Source organism: Mucilaginibacter panaciglaebae, assembly GCF_039539265.1.
In the GTDB taxonomy this organism is placed as follows: Bacteria; Bacteroidota; Bacteroidia; order Sphingobacteriales; family Sphingobacteriaceae; genus Mucilaginibacter; species Mucilaginibacter panaciglaebae.
This window is the reverse complement of the sequence record NZ_BAABCV010000012.1, coordinates 1-19,621: the sequence shown is the minus strand read 5'-3', so window position 1 is coordinate 19,621 and position 19,621 is coordinate 1. Positions and strand designations below refer to the sequence as shown.

Here is a 19,621-nt window from a genome sequence, read left to right as displayed (position 1 = left end):
GGGTCGGAAAGCATCTACAGTTGCGGGCCGAATTTAACTATTGTTAATTTATTAACTATACGTAATAATGAAAATTTTATGATAATGTTTTCGTAAAAAACTATAAATAAATTGCCTTTGTGTAGCTAAAAGTAGGCACAAAATGCATAATACGCAACAATTATGTTTCATAATAAACGGTCGTGAGAAGGAGTTTATATCTTTGCACTTCTTTTGATAAAACCCGTTACATGTACCGATTACGTCCTTTAATATACCTGTTGCTATTACTAACTACCGTTGCAAAAGCCCAAACTACCCCTGCAATTACACCAGCCGACAGCGCTGCCCTGCGCAAACTGCAGCAGAACCCCAAGCGCGAATTCCGCGGTGTTTGGGTGGCTACCGTTGACAATATAGATTGGCCGAAGCCCCACTCAACTGTTGAGCAGCAAAAGCAGCAACTGATCGACATTTTAGACCAGCATCAGCGTACCGGGCTTAATGCTGTGATATTCCAGATACGGCCTGCTGCCGATGCTTTTTATAGTAAAGGGCGCGAGCCATGGTCAAAATGGCTGATGGGCAAGCAAGGGCAAATACCGACACCGTTTTATGACCCGCTGGAGTTTGCAATAACCGAGGCCCATAAACGCGGGCTTGAATTGCACGCATGGTTTAACCCATATCGTGCAACAAATGATGCTAATTATGGCGCTTTAAGTGCCGACCATATTACCCGCCAGCATCCCGAATGGTTTTTTACTTACGGCGGATTGAAAACATTTAACCCGGGTTTGCCCGAAGTGCGTGAGTATATAGTAAGGGTGATTTTAGACGTAGTGGAGAACTACAATATAGACGCCGTACACATGGACGACTATTTTTACCCCTACCAGATTGCCGGGCAAAAAATAAATGACGCCGATGCCTACCAGCAATATGGCACAGATTTCAGTGATATTCGAGACTGGCGCCGTGAGAATGTAAACAAGCTTATCAAAATGCTGAGTGACAGTATTCATGCACATAAGCCGCGGGTTAAGTTTGGTATTAGCCCGTTTGGGATATGGGCCAATAAAGCTCAGAATGCAGAAGGGTCTGATACCCGTGGGGGCGACTCTTACTATGAGCTTTATGCCGACTCGCGCAAATGGGTGCAGGAAGGCTGGGTTGATTATATCAATCCGCAGTTGTACTGGCCCCTGGGCTATAGCCTGGCGCCATTTGAAAACTTGCTGTCGTGGTGGAGCGAAAACACATATAACCGACATTTATACATAGGCCAGGCGGCATACCGCATTAACGAGCGAAGAGCTACCAGCTTTAAGCATCCTGAAGAAATACCTGACGAAATTAAACTTTTGCGTACTAACCCCAGGGTGCAGGGTAGTGTCTTTTTTAGTTCACAATCGCTGACGGATAATAAATTGGGCTTTACAGACTCGTTAAGGCTAACTTATTATAAACATCCGGCTTTGCCACCACCCATGTTGTGGCTTGATTCAATAGCTCCTAATGCACCGCAAAATGTTAAAGCAGTGGCTGTGCCTAATACTACCCGGGTGTTGGTAACCTGGGATGCCCCATTGGAAGCCCAGGACCATGAACCTGTTTATGGGTATGTGGTTTATCGTTTTGAAGGAACCGAAAAGATAGATATCTCCACATCGGAAAACATTATGCATATTCAGTATGATCCTACAGCGTCATTTATAGACACAACGGCTCAACGCGGTAAGACGTATTTGTATGTGGTTACGGCTATTGACCAGACCAAAAATGAAAGCGACCGCAGCCCGGCTGTAGCCATAAAACTACCTTAACCTGTAGTATGAGAGCGGTAATTCAGCGTGTAACCCGGGCCAGCTGTAAAGTTGATGGCAATGTCACCGGCGAAATTGACCTGGGTTTCGTGGTATTACTCGGTATTGAAGATGCCGACACCGAAGAAGATCTGCAATGGCTGGCACAAAAAATTACTGCGCTAAGGGTTTTTAGCGATGATAACGGCATGATGAATAAGGCGCTTGCAGATGTAAACGGCAGCATCCTGTTGATATCCCAATTCACCTTGTTTGCACAAACTAAGAAGGGTAACCGTCCTTCGTTTATTCGTGCGGCGCGGCCCGAGAAAGCAATTTCGCTTTATGAGCAAATGACCCGTATGCTTGATAGTATTACCGGTAAAAAAACCGCTACCGGTATTTTTGGAGCCGATATGAAGATCGACCTGGTCAATGACGGACCAGTTACTATTATTATGAATACCAAAGACAGGGATAATCATTAATTCTTATTTCCGGGTAGTTTTAGTAAGTTTACTATCAATTAAACCTGAATCTTATGACAGATATAGCTTTGTCTGAATTTGAAATAGCCGAAGACTACATTAATGTAGTTAAAAAGCGCAACATTATAGTCATTGTATCATTAGGTCTGTATTGGTTACTTTTATGTAATCTCCACTCAACGTGGAGGGTAAACGGCCATCCGGCCACAACACTCCAAACCTTAGTGATGTCATGCGTGCAAGGCTTGTTTTATGGCGGCGTGGTGCTTTTTGTGATGTTAAATAAAACCGGGAAAGCTTATAAAGGATTAAAAATAACTTTATATGAAGATGAGGTTGTGCAATCAACTGCACAAGGATTGATGAAAGGAATCAGGTTTAGCGAGATAAAATACGCGGTAAAGCTTTATAGCAACGATTTAATTGTTTATCATACCAATGATGATTCGATTGGTATACCCTACCAGATAGAAAGGTTTCATGAGGTAGAGGCCTTTTTAAAAGAAAAGGCGCCTGTTTTTGTAGCCGGGCCGTATAACATTTTAAATAGGAATGCCCAACCGGCAAATGCCTTAGTCTTTGCGTTGATTATAACCGTCTGGAACCTCTCAAACCCGACCGCCATTTTACTTTTAGGTGCCGTTTCTATAGCATATACCTGGGGCATGTACCTCGCGTCATATCGCAAAGTGAGCAGTTATGGAGTATCGGTTGGTCGTCGATTTTTATATGCACCATTAATTTGGAGTGGCCTGGTAATAGCAACTGTGCTTTTTCAGCTTTTTATAAAATAGCATAGATTCTGTAACAATAACACCTTTAATTTCATTGAATTAATTTAGTCGCATAAATTTAGCATCAATGATATTTCATGCCGGGTTTTGCTAATTAAAGCCGGCATCAAACCGATCATGCCTTTTATGACCAAAAATATCTTTAGTAAAACCACCATTAATGCGGTATTCGCTTTATTGTTAAGTGCGCCGGTATCAGCCCAGCAAAAGGCTTATTTTATCGACGGCTATCATGGCGGCGTGTGGGGGCATTATCCCGATTGGAACACGCGCTTTATGGCCGATCAACTAACCGGTCATCCCGACTGGAAGATAAATCTGGAAATTGAACCCGAGACCTGGGCTGTTGCCAGGCAAAAAGATGAAAAAGCTTACAATGACTTTCGCGCGATATTTGCCGACCAATCTGTTGCCGGCAGGCGTATAGAGTATGTAAACCCGGCTTATGGGCAAAGTTATATGTACAATATCAGCGGCGAAAGTATTATACGCCAGTTAGCTTACGGGATGGAAACCATCAAAGCGCATTTTCCGACGGCTGTATTTACTACTTATTCTTCAGAAGAGCCTTGTTTTACGAGTGCTTTGCCGCAGATCTTGAAATCATTCGGCTATAAATACGCCTCTTTAAAAAACCCCAACACCTGCTGGGGCGGTTATATCCGCGCACATGGCGGGGAATTGTTAAACTGGGTTGGCCCGGATGGTAGCGCGCTGGTTACGGTTCCTCGTTATGACATGGAAGCACTAAAACCCGGCTCGACCTGGGAAACAATTGGCCACAACAACGACAAAAGATTTATCAACGCAGCATTTAATAAGGGTATTAAACACCCGGTAGCTTTTACGCTGCAAGATGCGGGATGGAAAGGCGGCCCCCTGATGGGCGACGGAAAAGGCGGTTACCAGCCTACCGAATACAAAACCTGGACAGACTACATTGAAAATGCAGCTATTAAAAACCCGGCAGAAAACTGGAAATTCTCGCAGGAGGACGTACTAACCAGCCTGGTTTGGGGCTCGCAGATATTACAACGTATAGCGCAGGAGGTGCGTGTGTCAGAAAACAAACTGATCAAAGCGGAGAAAATAGCGGCAATGGCGGCAATTTATAAAGGTGAGACATGGCCAAAGGCCGCACTTGACCAGGGATGGACGCGCTTGCTGCTGTCGCAACATCATGACTGCTGGATTGTGCCTTACAACATGGGCCAGGGTAATACCTGGGCCGACAAGGTGGTGAACTGGACGGGCATAGCTAACAGGAACGCCGATAGCATAATGAGCTTTAGCGTGCATAAGCAAGTGATGGACCTGGCAGGAGGAATATATGCCGTTGTATTTAACACGCTTGGCATAAAGCGAAATGAAATAGTTAATGTCGTCATTCAGCTGGGCATGGGAAGGGAGCTGCAAGTTTTAGACGATAATGATAAACCGTTATTAAGCCAGGTTTTGGCAGATGGAACCTCGCTTTTATTTAAAGCTACAGATATTCCACCCATGGGATTTACCACCTATCGCATTAAAAAGCAGCAACCGCCGGTAATGACCGGTGCTAAAGTTTCAACTCAAAGCGATGGTAAATATAAAATAGAAACCGATCTGTATACCGCTGTTATCGACCCGGCAAAAGGTGGCACCATTCAAAGTTTAATAGCAAAGCAATTAAATAATAAGGAATTTGTTGACAACACAAACCCACGCAAATTCAATGAATTACGGGGCGACTTCTTTAAAGACGGCGGCTTCCATTCAAGCGCCGATCAGCCGGCTGCGGTTGCCGTGATAGAGAAAGGCCCGGTACAAGTGACGCTACAGGTTAAAGGGGCGATAGGCAATAACCCATTTACCCAGTTGCTTACTTTTACACAAGGGCAAAAACGTATTGACATTCATTTAAAAATAGACTGGCGGGGAAATCCGGGCATTGGGAACCCTTACGGACAAACCGGCCGTTATGAGGCAACATCTCTCCAAAAATCATTTTATGATGACCGTGATAAGCTGCTGGCGCTGTTCCCGCTTAATTTAAAGGGCCAAAAGGTTTACAAGAATGCGCCTTTTGATGTGACAGAAAGCAAACTGGATAATACCTTTTTTAACCGTTGGGATAGTATTAAAAACAATGTAGTACTTAACTGGGTGGACGTGACCGACGCCGGCAATACTTATGGCATGGCAATGCTGACTGACCATACCACCAATTATGCACATGGCGAAGATTTTCCGCTGGGGTTGGACATTGCGTACTCGGGCATAGGTTTATGGGGACGCAATTATACACTGAAATATCCAACGGAAATGAACTATGCTTTGGTGCCACATGCCGGTAAATGGGATAGAGCGGGTATCTGGACAGAAAGCGACAAGTTTAATGAGCCACTGGAAACTGGTGCGATTCTTACAACAACCACCTACCCGGGGACCGGTACTGCACCAAATAAAATTACACATTCAATGGTCGGCGTTTCAGATACAGGCTTAGAGGTATCGTCAGTCACCATGCAGGGTAAAGATTTGCTGGTTCGTGTATTTAATGCCGAAGGGAATGATCAGCCTAAAAAGATCAAAATAGATTTTGTAGCTGACAAAGCTGAAATAGTTTCGCTGAATGGCAATGCCAAACAGAGACTTACTTTTGGAAAGGGCGCCTCATCAGCAAGCAGTGTAAATATAGCAATGCCGCGATTTGGTATTCGAACTATAAGATTTACTAATGTCCGGACCTTAAATAAAGCCAGACATTTTTAGATATTTTTCTTTGCCGCGATAAAAGATTAGTTTTATATAACCATCCATAAAAACCAGTTACTATGAGAATTTTTAGACCCATTTTAGGTGCATTTCTTTGTTTTGCACTTTGTTTGTTAGCAGCAAATTGTTTTGCCCAACGCGAGCGCTTTACGGCGAAAAAGTTTGTGGACAAGGCCGGTGATACGTTGCGTTATTGCATCCTGGACCCTGACCATGACACGTTGCGGAGCACCCCGTTGGTGATCTTCTTACATGGCAGCGGCGAACGTGGCCTCGATAACCAGGCTCAACTAAAATGGGGGGCCATGAATTTTGCTACCGATCAAATGATGGCTATGCATCCGGCAGTAGTAATAGCACCGCAATGCCCTCCCGGCCAACAATGGGCCAACGTGGAGCGGACAAGGAACAGCGCACAAGGGACGCTAAATGCTCAACCTTCAAAATCTATGCAGGCATTGCGCGAGTTGATAGACCAGATAATCAAAACGCAGCACATTGATACCAAACGTATTTATATCACGGGGTTAAGCATGGGTGGTTTCGGCACTTTTGATGCGCTGGAGCGTTATCCGGATCTGTTTGCTGCTGCCCTGCCCGTTTGCGGCGGTGGCGATGCCTCAAAAATTAGTGTGGCAGCTCACGTACCTATGTGGATATGTGCCGGTGCCGATGACCCGACTGTGAACAACCAGTATTCAGTAGATATGTTATTGGAGCTGCGTAAAGCGGGGGCACACCCGGGCTTTACTTTATATCCTGAGACAGGTCACCTGTCGTGGTTGTCTGTTTATAGCGATCCTCATATTATCGAATGGCTGTTCAGTCAGCATAAAAAATAAATTAACCAAAGGGGTTATCAAGCGGTAACTCCTTTGGTCTTGCCGGCCTGTTAAACTAAGCCATATTAACAATATCGTTGGCCAGACAAACTGCGCCTTAGAAAATGGCATTCAGCCACGCGCATATTAATTATGCTTTTATTGCAAAACAAATAGCCTCATTTCGTGATAACACACTTCATTATTAACCATACATTTATACCTTCATAAGCGTCTTATAAACCCTTGTATGTGTATGAAAAAGTTATTATTCCTTTTGCTGATTACATCAGCAATAATAAGCCATAAACCGGCAAGTGCTCAGGCCAAACACACCTTTGCATTGGGCGACACTCAATTTTTGCTGGATGGCAAACCTTTCCAAATGATCAGCGGCGAAATGCATTACCCCCGTGTACCGCGCGAGGCCTGGCGTGCAAGAATGAAGATGGCTAAGGCAATGGGGCTAAACACCATAGGTACCTACGTATTCTGGAACCTGCATGAGCCGGAGAAAGGTAAATTTGATTTCACCGGCGGTAATGATGTGGCCGAATTTGTAAAAATAGCTCAGCAGGAAGGTTTATGGGTTATTTTGCGGCCCAGCCCATATGTATGTGCTGAGTGGGAATTTGGCGGATATCCGTACTGGTTGCAAAATGAAAAAGGGTTGATCGTGCGCAGTAAAGAAGCACAGTACCTGGCCGAATATAAAAAATACATTCTGGCGGTGGGTAAACAACTGGCGCCGTTACAAATAAACCACGGCGGCAATATCCTCATGGTACAGATTGAAAATGAATATGGTTCTTATTCGGACGATAAAGAATATCTGAAGATCAACGAGCAAATGTTCAGAGAAGCAGGCTTCGACGGATTACTTTATACCTGCGACCCCGCACCAGACCTGGTAAAGGGCCACCTGCCGGGGATGCTGCCTGCCGTAAATGGGTTGGACAACCCTAAAAAGGTGAAACAACTCATCAATGCCAACCATGGCGGCAAAGGCCCCTATTATATTGCTGAGTGGTACCCTGCCTGGTTTGACTGGTGGGGCACTAAACATCATACGGTACCGTCAGAACAATATAGCGGCCATTTAGATTCGGTATTAGCTGCGGGCATATCTATTAACATGTATATGTTTCATGGTGGCACAACGCGCGGCTTTATGAACGGGGCAAACTATAATGATAAAAACCCGTACGAGCCACAGATCAGCAGTTATGATTATGATGCACCGTTGGATGAAGCTGGCAACGCCACCCCGAAGTTTATGGCTTTCAGAAATGTCATTGAAAAGCATTTGCCTCCGGGCGTTAAACTTCCGCCGGTTCCGGCGGCTAAATCGTCGATGGCTATTTCAAATATTAAGTTGAGCCAATCGGCTACTATATTAAAGGGCTTACCAACTCCGAAAACAAGCCTTCGACCATTAACTTTTGAAGAACTGAACCAAGCTTATGGTTTTGTGTTATATCGTACAACCCTTACCGTTAATAGGAGCGCCTTTTTAAAACTGACTGATTTGAGAGATTATGCTGTAATTATGGTTAACGGTAAGACCGTTGGCACGCTGCACAGGCGCTTAACCCAGGACAGCATAGCATTAAAACTGCCTGCCGGAAAAGTACAGTTGGATATACTGGTTGAAAACCTGGGCCGTATAAATTTTGGCAAGTATCTGCTTCAAAATAAAAAAGGGATAACAAATAAAGTAACCTTTGGCGGGCATGAGGTGCTTAACTGGAAGATGTATAGCCTGCCCTTCAAAAATATATCCACTTTTGATTTCGCTGATTACCATATCAATACAACATCGCCTCAGGTTAAAAAAGGCACATTTACGTTAGATAAGGTTGCAGATACTTATCTGGATATGCGCAAATGGGGCAAAGGTATGATTTGGATAAACGGCCATAATCTGGGCAGATATTGGAGCATCGGCCCACAGCAAACGTTGTATGTACCAGCCGAGTGGCTCAAAAAAGGCGCGAACAATATAACCGTATTGGAACTTTTAAAGCCTGAAATGACCACGATATCTGCTATTGACAAACCGATTTTAAATATGCTTCAGTAATTAAATATCATTGATGGTGTTAAAATCTTTTGTAAAAAAATCAGTGATAGCTGGCGTAACTATCTGGCTAAGTATGTTTTCTGCGGTTGCGCAAATTAAGCAACTTACCCTGTCGATTAATCCCGGCAAAACTTACCAAACTATTGACAACTTTGGCGCCTCGGATGCCTGGGCCTGTCAGTTTGTTGGTAATTGGCCCGACGATAAGAAAAATAAAATTGCCGACCTGCTTTTCAGCGATGAAAACTATGCTGACGGCTCGCCCAAAGGTATCGGGCTATCTATGTGGCGCTTCAATGTTGGCGCAGGCAGTGCAGAGCAAGGAAAAGCCAGTGGCATACGGGATGAGTGGCGCCGCGCCGAATCGTTTTTAGATGCTGATGATACTTATAACTGGAACAAACAGGCAGGCCAGGTCTGGTTTTTAAAGGCCGCCAAAAAGCGGAAGGTGCCGCAGTTCTTGGGTTTTACTAACAGCCCCCCGGTTAAGTATACCATTAATGGTAAGGCTTACGCAAACCGGGGCAAGATAAATATAGCACCAGAACATTATGCCGATTTTGCAAGCTATCTGGCGCGGGTTATTCAAGGGGTAGAAAAGATAAGCAAGGTAAAATTTAATTATATAAGTCCGGTAAATGAGCCGCAATGGGACTGGAGCGACGGCGGCCAGGAAGGCTGCCCTTATACTAACGCTGAAATAGCAGGTCTGGTAAAAGCTATCGACAAAACATTTATTGCAGGCAACGTGCATTCAAAGATCATTATCGGCGAAGCTGGAAGTATCAACTATCTGTTTACCAAGGGCGATAAACCGGGCAAGGGCTACCAGATCAATGATTTTTTTAAGGCTGCGTCGCCGGGTTATTTAGGCAACCTGCCATCGGTGGCACCTGCAATTACTGCACATAGTTATTTCACCACATCGCCAATGACCGCGTCTGTTAAGGCACGTAAAGCATTGGCTGACAGCGTTGATAAAATAAGCGGATTGACTTTCTGGCAATCTGAATATTGTATTTTGGGCGACAATGCCGGCGAAATAAACGGCAGCCATCGCGACCTGGGCATCGACGCGGCTTTATACATGGCCTCTGTGATTCATACTGACCTGACTGTCGCCAATGCTTCGGCCTGGCAATGGTGGACAGCAATCTCTGCCTATGACTACAAAGACGGCCTTATTTATATCGATAAAAACAAAACCGACGGTAACTTTTATACCAGCAAAATGCTATGGGTGCTGGGCAATTATAGCCGCTTTATTAAACCCGGGGCAAAACGGATCGACGTTAGCCTGTCGAAGGCTGATTTAAAAAAGCCACTGCTGATATCGGCTTATAAAAACAAAAGGGGCCTTGCGGTCGTAATCGTTAATCAAAATTCTGAAGATATGGATATTACGCTCGATACCAATGACGGTAAAATAAAATTCACGACGAGCTATACAACTTCGGCGACCGACGGGTTAAAGGCTGCCACAATAGCCAAATCAGCCGTTGTCGTTAAAGCGCGTTCCGTTATGACGTTAAGTGGTAAGTTTAAATAGCATTCCCGCTATTTTTCAGTGCCGCGGAAATTTTTTTAAGGGCGATGATCAATTGGTTTTCGACAGTTTTAACGGAGATATTGAGCAGCGCCGCTACTTCTTTATATTTCATTCCGTCTTCTTTGATGAGCTTAAAAATGAGCTTGCATTTTATAGGCAGGTTATTAATATAACTGTCCAGTGCTTCCACTTTTTCCTTGCTGATCATTACACTTTCGGGATCAACTGAACAGTAGGCCGCTTTGTCATACAGAACTTCTTCATCTACATATATACGATTGCCTTGATTTCTGAGGTGGTTAAGCGATAGGTTCTTTACGGATACAAAAAGATAAGTATTCAGATTTTCAATTTCCTGAAAGGCACTTCGTTTTTTCCAGAGATTGATAAGTACATCATGCACAATCTCCTCGGCCGATTCGCGGCAATGCACCAGAGACATCGCAAAGCGGTACAATTTCACAAAATATTCCCTGTACAGTTCTTTAAAGACCTGCTCATCGTGCAATACAGCATGATTCAATTCTTCATGGAGTATAACCTGCATAGGTACTGGTGGTTATATTGGTTTAATAAAGGTATGGGTATTTTGTTTATAAACCAATCGGTAGTAAAAACGTTTTAAAAAATTATTTCTTTGGGGGTATTGCAGGTTTTCTGTGTCTTACTATTATTATGACATCAGAAGACAGAGCCTGGGTTTTAATTGCACGATCCGTTTCGGGCGACATGACGCCTGAAGAAGTGCAAGAGCTTGAACTTATTTTTCAGGCGTTGCCTGAATTAAGAGCCGACTATGATCATGTCAAGCGATTAAAATTGAATACTCCGGTAGCGGCCTCTATCCAGGAGCGACAAGCGTTAGAAAGAGGCCTTCAAAAGCTCGACCATTCACTGGCTAATGAGAACCGGTCGATGGAAAGACTTTTATTTAATAATGAGCCGGAACCATTATACAGCAAGAGCTCAAAATGGTGGATGGCTGCGGCGTCCATTGTGGTGCTGTTTACTGTTGGCGCAGTTGCTCGATATTTTAAAAACCCCACGATAAATCACACCCAACAACAGCTGGCAGCAAATTATGGCAAACGCATACATGCTGTATTACCCGATGGCTCATCGGTTTGGCTCAATTCCGGCTCTACTATTAAGTACGCCGATAATTTAACTGTGGACGGTAAAAGAGAAGTTACCTTAAATGGCGAGGCTTATTTTGATGTTAAGCATGATACTGTGCATCCGTTTATCGTACATGCCGGCAAGATGAATGTGGTGGTATTAGGTACGGCTTTTAATGTTCGCGCTTATCGGGGCGATGGGTTTATAGAAACTACGTTAATACGTGGTAAGGTAGAAGTAATGAACCTGAATAAACCAGGCGAAAACATTGTGTTATATCCTAATGAGAAAGTAACGCTGGCCACGCAATCAGAACTTACGCAGAAATCTAAAGTAATCTTGAAAAACAGTATGCCGGTTACCGACTCGATATCGACAACTGCTGATATTGTGCTGCCTAATGAGGCTATTATCGAGACTGCCTGGGTAAATGACAAACTAACTTTTAAGAAAGAAAACTTCAGCGATCTGGCTAAACAGCTGGAGCGATGGTACAATGTTGAAGTTACATTTGATAATAGCAACTATAACTCAAGAGAATTCACCGGGACATTTAAAGACCAAAACATTGACGAGGTAATGCGCGCACTGCAACTTATCGAGCCGTTTCATTATAATCTGAAAAACAACCAGATACACATATGGTAACAACCAATTAAACACAAAACTTAAACGAGAAGAAAGGAAAACCGCATGACATAAATCTATATACCTGACAGCTTTTTAACCTCAAACAAAATGAGGAAGTGCTGCAACACTTCCTCGGCGTTGGGGTTAGCTCGCAACCAAATATCTGACTGTATACCAGGCTTTTTAAGCTTTTATTAACCTCAACAATTCAAAAGTATGAAAAAAACTTTAAGTTCTTTCATTGACCCTGCTATTGGCAAAAAACTACTATTGTTTGTGAAACTAACCACATTACTCATACTGGCTGCCTTGTTACATGTCTCGGCAGCAGTACGTTCGCAGGAGAGACTGGACCTCAGCGTCAAAGACGTTAAATTCGATAAGTTCCTGGACTTGATCGAGAAAAAAAGCAGCTACACTTTTTTATATAGCAATGGGGCCGTCCCAGGCAACAAAATAAGCATCGATGCCAAAGATGTTACTGTTCCGCAAATTTTAGACAATGCCTTGAAAAACACGGGCTTCATGTTTAGAATATTACCTAATAACCTCATCGTCATAACCAAACAGTCGGCACCACAGACAGCCGATGTCACCATCAAGGGTAAGGTGGTCGATACTAAAGGAGAACCACTTCCCGGCGCTACTATAGCCATTAAAAATGGCAGCTCGATAGCGCAAACCGACGTAAATGGAAATTTTAATGTTACCGTGCCTGATAATACCATATTGGTGGTAAGTTATATCGGATACAAAACGCAGGAGATTGAGACCGCCGGCCGGTCGGACATCACTGTTACCCTCACCGAAGATGCAGGTAATTTAAATGAAGTAATAGTTACCGGTTACGGTACGCAACGTAAAAAAGATCTGACGGGTGCTGTATCGGTTATAAGCACCAGAGATATTGCCGGCATACCTGTTGGCGGTGTCGATCAGATTATTCAGGGTAAAGCAGCTGGTGTAACGGTAACGCAAAATACCGGCGCTCCGGGCAGCGGCATAAGCGTACAGGTACGTGGTTTGAATACGATCAATGGTATTGCTCCGCTTTATGTAATTGATGGTGTACCGGTAACCGATGGTATTAATCAGTTGGCACCAGACGATATAGAAAGCGTCAACATTCTCAAAGATGCGTCATCGGCAGCCATTTATGGTGCCCGGGCTGCAGGCGGTGTCGTTATTATTACTACAAAACATGGCAGCGAGGGTAAAGCCAAATTAAGTTTAAATGCTTACACAGGTGTACAATCGGCTACACATCTAATTAAAATGGCTAACAACGCGCAGTATGTAAGCGCGTATAATGCCGCCGCCAGGAATGACGGACGCCCCATCATTTCTGATAGTTTAGCCAGTACGCTGTCTGATGTTAACTGGCTGAAAGAACTACTCAAACCGGCCCCGGTAACTAATGTCAATTTATCTGTAAGCGGAGGCAACGAAACCTCAAATTATATTGTTTCGGGTAACGTTTTTAGTCAGAATGGTTTGATCCAAAATTCATCCTTCAGACGTTATAACCTGCGTACAGGTATAAACAGCAGCCCTACCAAATACCTTAAATTTGGAACAAATGTAAATTTGAGTTATGAAAAAACCCGTTTGGTAGGTTCGTCAGGTGATGGCTATACCGGCGCAGCAGCCAGTGTAGTGCGTTATGCTTTATTTCGCACCCCGGGTACGCCGGTTTTTGGTCCAAATGGCCAGTTTGTAGATTTACCTAAGCAAGATGCCACTTTAGGCAACTTTTTAGGCGACGGGATTAACCCAATTCAACTAGCAGCATCAACCAATAATAACAATTATAATTACACCGTATTGGGCGATGTTTTTGGTGAGCTTACACCAATAAAGAACCTTAGAATAAGATCTGATCTGGGCCTAAATCTGATCTTTACCGATTATAAACAATTTTATGCAACTTATGGCGCCGACAGGCATTTTAATACGCCGGCTTCATTGGCCCAATCACACAACCAAAACCTCAATTATAACTGGACAAATACAGCCACTTACGATCTGAGCTTCGATAAACACGACGTCACCTTTTTATTGGGTACAGAGATCATAAAACAAGATCAACAGGGCATAGGTGCTTCGCGTACTAATTACGTAAACCAAACACCACCTTTTCAATACCTTGATAACGGGGCATTAACGGGTTTACTTAACGGGGGTGGCGAGACATCCCGAAGCCTTTCATCGGTTTTTGGCCGCATTAATTACCAATATAACAATAAATATCTGGCAAGCTTTAATTATCGTTGGGACGCTTCTTCGGTACTTGATCCTACCAACCGGTCTAAATCGGTTTACTCTGGCTCATTAGGCTGGCGCATTGATCAGGAAGAATTTATGAAGGATATCAAGCCTGTTTCAAATCTTAAATTGAGGGTTGACGTTGGCCAATTAGGTAATGAACGGTCTTTAGGCTCATACCCTTATTTGTCTACATTGGGAGGAACCAGTTATTATCCGTTTAACGGCGTTACCAATCAGGGCTATACTATTAACGTTATTGGTAATCCAAAAATCCATTGGGAAGTTACTACGCAGGAAGACGTTGGTTTAGACCTTGGGCTGTTTAATAGCGCCTTGCAAATAACCGCCGATTATTATATAAAAAACACTAACAACGTGTTGCTGCCTTACCCGATGCCAAGCAGTGCCGGACAAGCACAGGTGCCGTTTATTAATGCAGGCAAAGTGCGTGATCAGGGCTTTGAGCTGGATATTAACTACCGCACCAAAATCAACAGCGATTGGAACATTGGCATTAACGGAAACCTGGCTACAGAAAAAAATACAGTTGTGTCTTTAGCTGATGCTCCTGTTATTATTGCCGGCCGTATTGATAACAACATTTTTGCAACGCGTACAGCCGTTGGCCATCCTATTGGCTCCTTCTATCTGCTGCAACAGGAAGGCGTCTTCCAAAACGCTCAGCAAGTGTTTACGCATGCTTATCAGGGGCCGGGTATTCGTCCGGGCGACGTGATGTATAAAGACGTTAATGGCGACGGTGTTATTAACCAGGATGATCGCGTATTTGCCGGAAGTGCTATTCCTAAGCTAACCTACGGCCTGACGGCTACTGTTGGCTACAAAAACTTCGATCTGAGCGTATTCTTCCAGGGCGTGTATGGCAATAAACTATATGACCAGGTGAATACCGAGTTGGAAGGCTTTTATCGTCCGTTCAATATAACTGAGGAAACCGCTACCAAAAGCTGGAGTGGCCCCGGCACAAGCAATAGTATGCCGCTGTTATCATGGTCTGATGCGGTTAACAACAAACAAGCATCAACTCGCTTTTTAGAAAGTGGCTCGTACCTGAAGCTCAAGAATGTGCAATTAGGGTACAAGCTAGGCAAAAACGCTTTGAGAACGTTGGGATTATCCTCTGTAAGGATATTTGTAAGCGGGCAAAACCTGCTCACTTTCACCAAGTATAAGGGCCTTGATCCGGAGCAGTACACCAATGATAATAATTTAGGTGACGGCGTGAAAGCGGTAGGTATTGATTGGGGTACTTACCCATCAGCACGCATACTAACGGCCGGTATTAACGCTAATTTCTAACTTTTTAATTACAGAAAAGATGAAAGCAAAACACAACTTCTATATATTTCTGGCGGCCACCCTGTTTTTTGCAACTACAGGATGTAAAAAGATCCTTGATCAGCCGATCAGGGGCCAGTATACAAACACTGATTTTTTTACCAATGATGCTAATACCGTTCTTGCGGTAAATGCTGCTTATACCTCATTAACGTTTACCGATGCAGCTTCAAATGCGATATGGGTTCTAGGCGATGTGGCTTCTGACGACGCAATAAAAGGTGGCAGTGCAGGCGATCAAGGCGATTTCCAACTGGTGAACGATTTTAATATTAATCCGTCTAATTCGGCTGTTGAAGCGGTATGGAAAAGATATTTCCAGGGCGTATTTACCTGCAATGTGGTTACTGACGGGCTGGCAGGAAACACGCCGGGCATATCCGCAACGGTGAAAGCCCAGGCCCTGGCGCAAGCCAAGTTTTTAAGAGCTTATTACTACTTTGTATTGACCAATTGCTATGGCAATATCCCTCTACACTTGAAAGTAGAAACGCCGGCCGAAGCGCAAAAGCCAGTATCGACACAAGCAGCAATTTACGCGCAAATTGAAAAAGATTGCACCGAAGCGGCAGCAGATTTGCCGCCAAGCTGGGGGGGCGCTGACAACGGCAGAGCTACCAAAGGCGCCGCGTTGGCCCTCTTAGCTAAAACTTATTTGTTTGAGCAAAAATGGGCACTAGCAGCCTCTACTGCTAAAGCTGTGGATGACCTGCATGTTTACGATCTGTTACCTGTTTTTGCGGATAATTTCCGCGCTGCTACAAAAAACAACATTGAAGCCGTATTTACCGTTTGGCACCAATCTGGCTTAACACCTTTTCAAGGTAACAATTTAAACGTTTGGTTTGCACCGCGCTCCATTAATGGCTATGGGTTCTTTTATCCGACGCAAAGCCTGGTAGACAATTTCGAAAAATCGCCGGGTGGGGTTGACGACCCTCGTCTGGATTATACCGTGGCACGTGCTGGCCACCCTTATTTTGACAGCGCTTTTGACCCAGCCTGGACAACTACCGGCTATCTGAGCAAAAAAGAGGTACAGCCATTGTCAGAAATACCAACAACCATTAAAGGCGATGGCAACCTGAACTATCCGGCCATCCGTTTCGCAGATGTGCTGTTGATCGAAGCTGAAGCTTTAAATGAATCCGGTAACAGCTCAGCAGCCTTGGCGCCGCTTAACCGGGTAAGAAAACGCGCAAGAGAAAGTTATTTATATGATAACACATTGCCGGGCTTCGGTGCAGTACCTCCGGGTTTATTGCCGGATATCACCGCGACAGATCAGGGCCAATTGCGGGATATTATCCGCAGGGAAAGACGCTCAGAACTTGCACTTGAGTTTCATCGCTTTTTTGACATTATACGCTACGGTTCTGCTTATGCCAATGCGGCGTTATCTGATGTGCCATTGTTTAACTACAATGCCAACAAGTTTTTCCCAATTCCGCAAAGCGAAAGAGATAGTAATCCAAAATTAGGTTTATAAACACGTTTTAAAAAGAAAGCAAATGAAACGACTAACCAAATTGGTGACAGCTGTCGCGCTATTGGCAGCTGTGATAATATTGATCCAGTCTTGTAAAAAGAACGAGGACACACGCGATACTAATTCTAACAAAACTAAACTAACCTTACAAATAGATTCTGCAAATACCTTGTACAACAGTGCTACAGAGGGCAAACAAGCGGGGCAATATGCTATAGGGTCAAAAGCTACATTGAAAACGGCTATAGAGATGGCTGTGCAGATTAAATCCGGCGCATTTACACAGCAGGAAGTGAATAATGCAACGTCCAACCTTATCCGGGCCGAAAATGATTTTAAAAACAAACAGATACAGGATGTTTCGCCGGATAACCTGGTGGCCTTCTGGAAATTTGACGGCGATGCTACTGACGCCTCAGGCAACGGCCATAACGGGGTTTTAAAATCTAATTACATAGGTGCATCGACTACTGCTGCGGTGGATGGGGCCACGCTACCCGTACTTACTACTGACAGGTACGGAACTGCAAATCATGCATACGCCTTTAACAATGGCGCCTATGTTGAAGTGCCTTATGATAATACACTATATCCAAACAGCTTTTCTATCAGTGTATGGGTAAAACCTTCAGTCGCTAGTAATGGGAACTATATTTTTTCGGTCGACCATTATTTTGGCTATAAGTTCCAGCTGCAGGGTAATAACTTTCCGTTCCTGACGGTGTCTACCAATACAGGTATACACGACGTAGACGATAATCCCGGAGCAGTACAGCTAAATACCTGGAGCCAGTTGGTAGTTACTTTTACTACCGGTACCATTAACTTCTATATTAACGGAAAATTGACCAAGAACGTGGCTACTACGGGTAGTTTAATTCCTCCGAAAAGCATAGTAAACGTTTGTATTGGTAATGAGCTGCCAAAATCAGTTTATACCTTTACAGATACCAGCGATCCTAACTATTTCTGGGGAGCCAGCTACTTCCAGGGATCGTTGGATGACATCCGGTTGTACAATAAAGTGCTGAGCGACGCCGAGGTTAATTCGCTGTACATAATGGAGCAACCTTGAAACATTGATTAGTTTTATATAGCGAATATAGCGTGCCATAAAAAGCCGCTATATTCACTTTGTTTAAACCATTTTAAGTATGAGAAAAAACTGGACAACGATAAGGGTAGCCGCTCTGCTGTTACTGTCCTTAAATTGTTTTGCGCAAAAAACCGAAAACCGTCTACCAGATTGGGCCCTGGGCGGCTTTGTCCGCTCGGAAGCTATCGACCCAATCATATCGCCAAATAAAAATTCACGATTCCTCGACCCCGTTAGCAAAAAGCAAGTAGCCTGGGAAGCTAATGATACTTTTAACCCGGGAGCTGCTATAAAAAACGGCAAGATAGTAGTATTGTATCGGGCTGAGGATTTATATGGCATTGGTATTGGTTTCCGCACCTCAAGACTAGGTTATGCTGAAAGTGCCGACGGTATACATTATACCCGTCGCCCAAAACCTGTACTATACCCGGCTAACGACGTCGCAAAAAAATATGAGTGGCCCGGCGGCTGCGAGGACCCGCGGGTAGCCGTAACAGCTAATGGCACTTACGTTGTTTTTTATACTGAATGGAATCGCGATGTCCCTCGCCTGGGCGTGGCCCATTCGCGCGACCTGATCCATTGGAAAAAATACGGCCCTATCTTTAGAAAAGCCTATAACGGCAAATTTTTTAATATCGCCAGCAAATCTGCGTCTATATTAACCCAGGTGGTTAATGGTAAGCAGATCATTATTAAAACCCATGGCAAATACTGGCTGTATTGGGGCGAGCATCATGTTTACGCAGCAACCTCGACCGATCTGATCAATTGGAGCCCCCTGGTGGATGCCAATGGCGAACTGGAAGAACTGATGTCGCCAAGAGAGGGTTATTTCGATAGTGACTTAACCGAATGTGGTCCGCCGGCATTGATGACCGACAAGGGCATCATACTATTCTATAACGGCAAGAACAAAGGCGGCGCAGGTCGCGATACCCGCTTCAATGCCAATTCATACTGTGCTGGGCAGGCGCTGTTTAATCGTGATGATCCGTCAAAAAACATAACACGTCTCGACCTGCCGTTTCTGCGCCCAATGAAGCCTTTTGAAAAAAGCGGGCAGTATGTAAACGGCACCGTATTTATTGAAGGCATGGCTTACTTTAAAAAGAAATGGTATCTGTACTATGGCTGCGCCGACTCAAGAGTAGCTGTAGCAGTTTATGACCCGGCGCATCCGGCACCACCAGATCCGGCGACTGATAATTGATATCATCGTTGTAATTTTAATAAATTAAAGAGGCCGTTCAGTTGAAGTGAACCCCAAAAGTTAGACAAAAACTTTTGGGGTTACTTTTATGTCAAAACACACATTTGAAGAGAAACTTGATGTAGTTTTTCAAGTAAGAAAGGGAAAGCCGATTCTGCGGATATCCCG

Annotated in this window: 13 protein-coding genes; 12 read left to right on the top strand and 1 reads right to left on the bottom strand. The window is 44.1% G+C overall.

The features are described 5' to 3' along the window. Positions 1-230 precede the first annotated feature (230 nt). The 7 genes from ABD772_RS15425 to ABD772_RS15395 all read left to right on the top strand — a co-directional run bounded on the left by ABD772_RS15425 (position 231) and on the right by ABD772_RS15395 (position 10,276). Positions 231-1,805: a glycoside hydrolase family 10-like protein gene (locus ABD772_RS15425; RefSeq protein WP_345106403.1), complete on the top strand. Its 1,575-nt coding sequence runs from the start codon at positions 231-233 to the stop codon at positions 1,803-1,805. Positions 1,806-1,813: 8 nt separating this feature from the next. Continuing rightward, complete coding sequence (gene dtd / locus ABD772_RS15420) at positions 1,814-2,272, top strand: D-aminoacyl-tRNA deacylase (RefSeq protein WP_345106400.1); 459 nt, start codon at positions 1,814-1,816, stop codon at positions 2,270-2,272. Between the two features lie 53 nt (positions 2,273-2,325). Beyond that, a complete protein-coding gene (locus tag ABD772_RS15415; RefSeq protein WP_345106396.1) occupies positions 2,326-3,066 on the top strand; it encodes a hypothetical protein in 741 nt (246 codons plus the stop codon). A 126-nt stretch (positions 3,067-3,192) separates the two neighbouring features. Further along, entirely contained in the window at positions 3,193-5,820 is a 2,628-nt protein-coding gene (locus ABD772_RS15410) for a glycoside hydrolase family 38 C-terminal domain-containing protein (RefSeq protein WP_345106394.1), read from the top strand. Positions 5,821-5,882: 62 nt separating this feature from the next. Further along, positions 5,883-6,665, top strand: coding sequence for a carboxylesterase family protein (locus ABD772_RS15405; protein ID WP_345106391.1), 783 nt, complete (start codon positions 5,883-5,885; stop codon positions 6,663-6,665). Between the two features lie 235 nt (positions 6,666-6,900). Continuing rightward, positions 6,901-8,727: a glycoside hydrolase family 35 protein gene (locus ABD772_RS15400; RefSeq protein WP_345106388.1), complete on the top strand. Its 1,827-nt coding sequence runs from the start codon at positions 6,901-6,903 to the stop codon at positions 8,725-8,727. A 13-nt stretch (positions 8,728-8,740) separates the two neighbouring features. Continuing rightward, entirely contained in the window at positions 8,741-10,276 is a 1,536-nt protein-coding gene (locus ABD772_RS15395; protein ID WP_345106386.1) for a glycoside hydrolase, read from the top strand. Here the strand turns inward: ABD772_RS15395 and ABD772_RS15390 are convergent. Continuing rightward, on the bottom strand, positions 10,269-10,823 hold the full coding sequence (locus ABD772_RS15390) for an RNA polymerase sigma-70 factor (RefSeq protein WP_345106384.1): 555 nt from the start codon (positions 10,821-10,823) through the stop codon (positions 10,269-10,271). The genes ABD772_RS15395 and ABD772_RS15390 overlap by 8 nt on opposite strands. A gap of 128 nt (positions 10,824-10,951) precedes the next feature. Here ABD772_RS15390 and ABD772_RS15385 point away from each other — a divergent pair, with 128 nt between their 5' ends. The 5 genes from ABD772_RS15385 to ABD772_RS15365 all read left to right on the top strand — a co-directional run bounded on the left by ABD772_RS15385 (position 10,952) and on the right by ABD772_RS15365 (position 19,453). Beyond that, complete coding sequence (locus ABD772_RS15385) at positions 10,952-12,043, top strand: FecR family protein (RefSeq protein ID WP_345106381.1); 1,092 nt, start codon at positions 10,952-10,954, stop codon at positions 12,041-12,043. Between the two features lie 198 nt (positions 12,044-12,241). Then, entirely contained in the window at positions 12,242-15,613 is a 3,372-nt protein-coding gene (locus tag ABD772_RS15380) for a SusC/RagA family TonB-linked outer membrane protein (RefSeq protein WP_345106378.1), read from the top strand. 19 nt (positions 15,614-15,632) lie between these two features. Beyond that, entirely contained in the window at positions 15,633-17,141 is a 1,509-nt protein-coding gene (locus ABD772_RS15375) for a RagB/SusD family nutrient uptake outer membrane protein (RefSeq protein WP_345106375.1), read from the top strand. A 22-nt stretch (positions 17,142-17,163) separates the two neighbouring features. Continuing rightward, positions 17,164-18,216, top strand: a complete 1,053-nt coding sequence (locus ABD772_RS15370) for a LamG domain-containing protein (protein WP_345106372.1) — start codon at positions 17,164-17,166, stop codon at positions 18,214-18,216. 79 nt (positions 18,217-18,295) lie between these two features. Continuing rightward, a complete protein-coding gene (locus ABD772_RS15365) occupies positions 18,296-19,453 on the top strand; it encodes a glycoside hydrolase family 130 protein (protein WP_345106369.1) in 1,158 nt (385 codons plus the stop codon). Positions 19,454-19,621 lie beyond the last annotated feature (168 nt).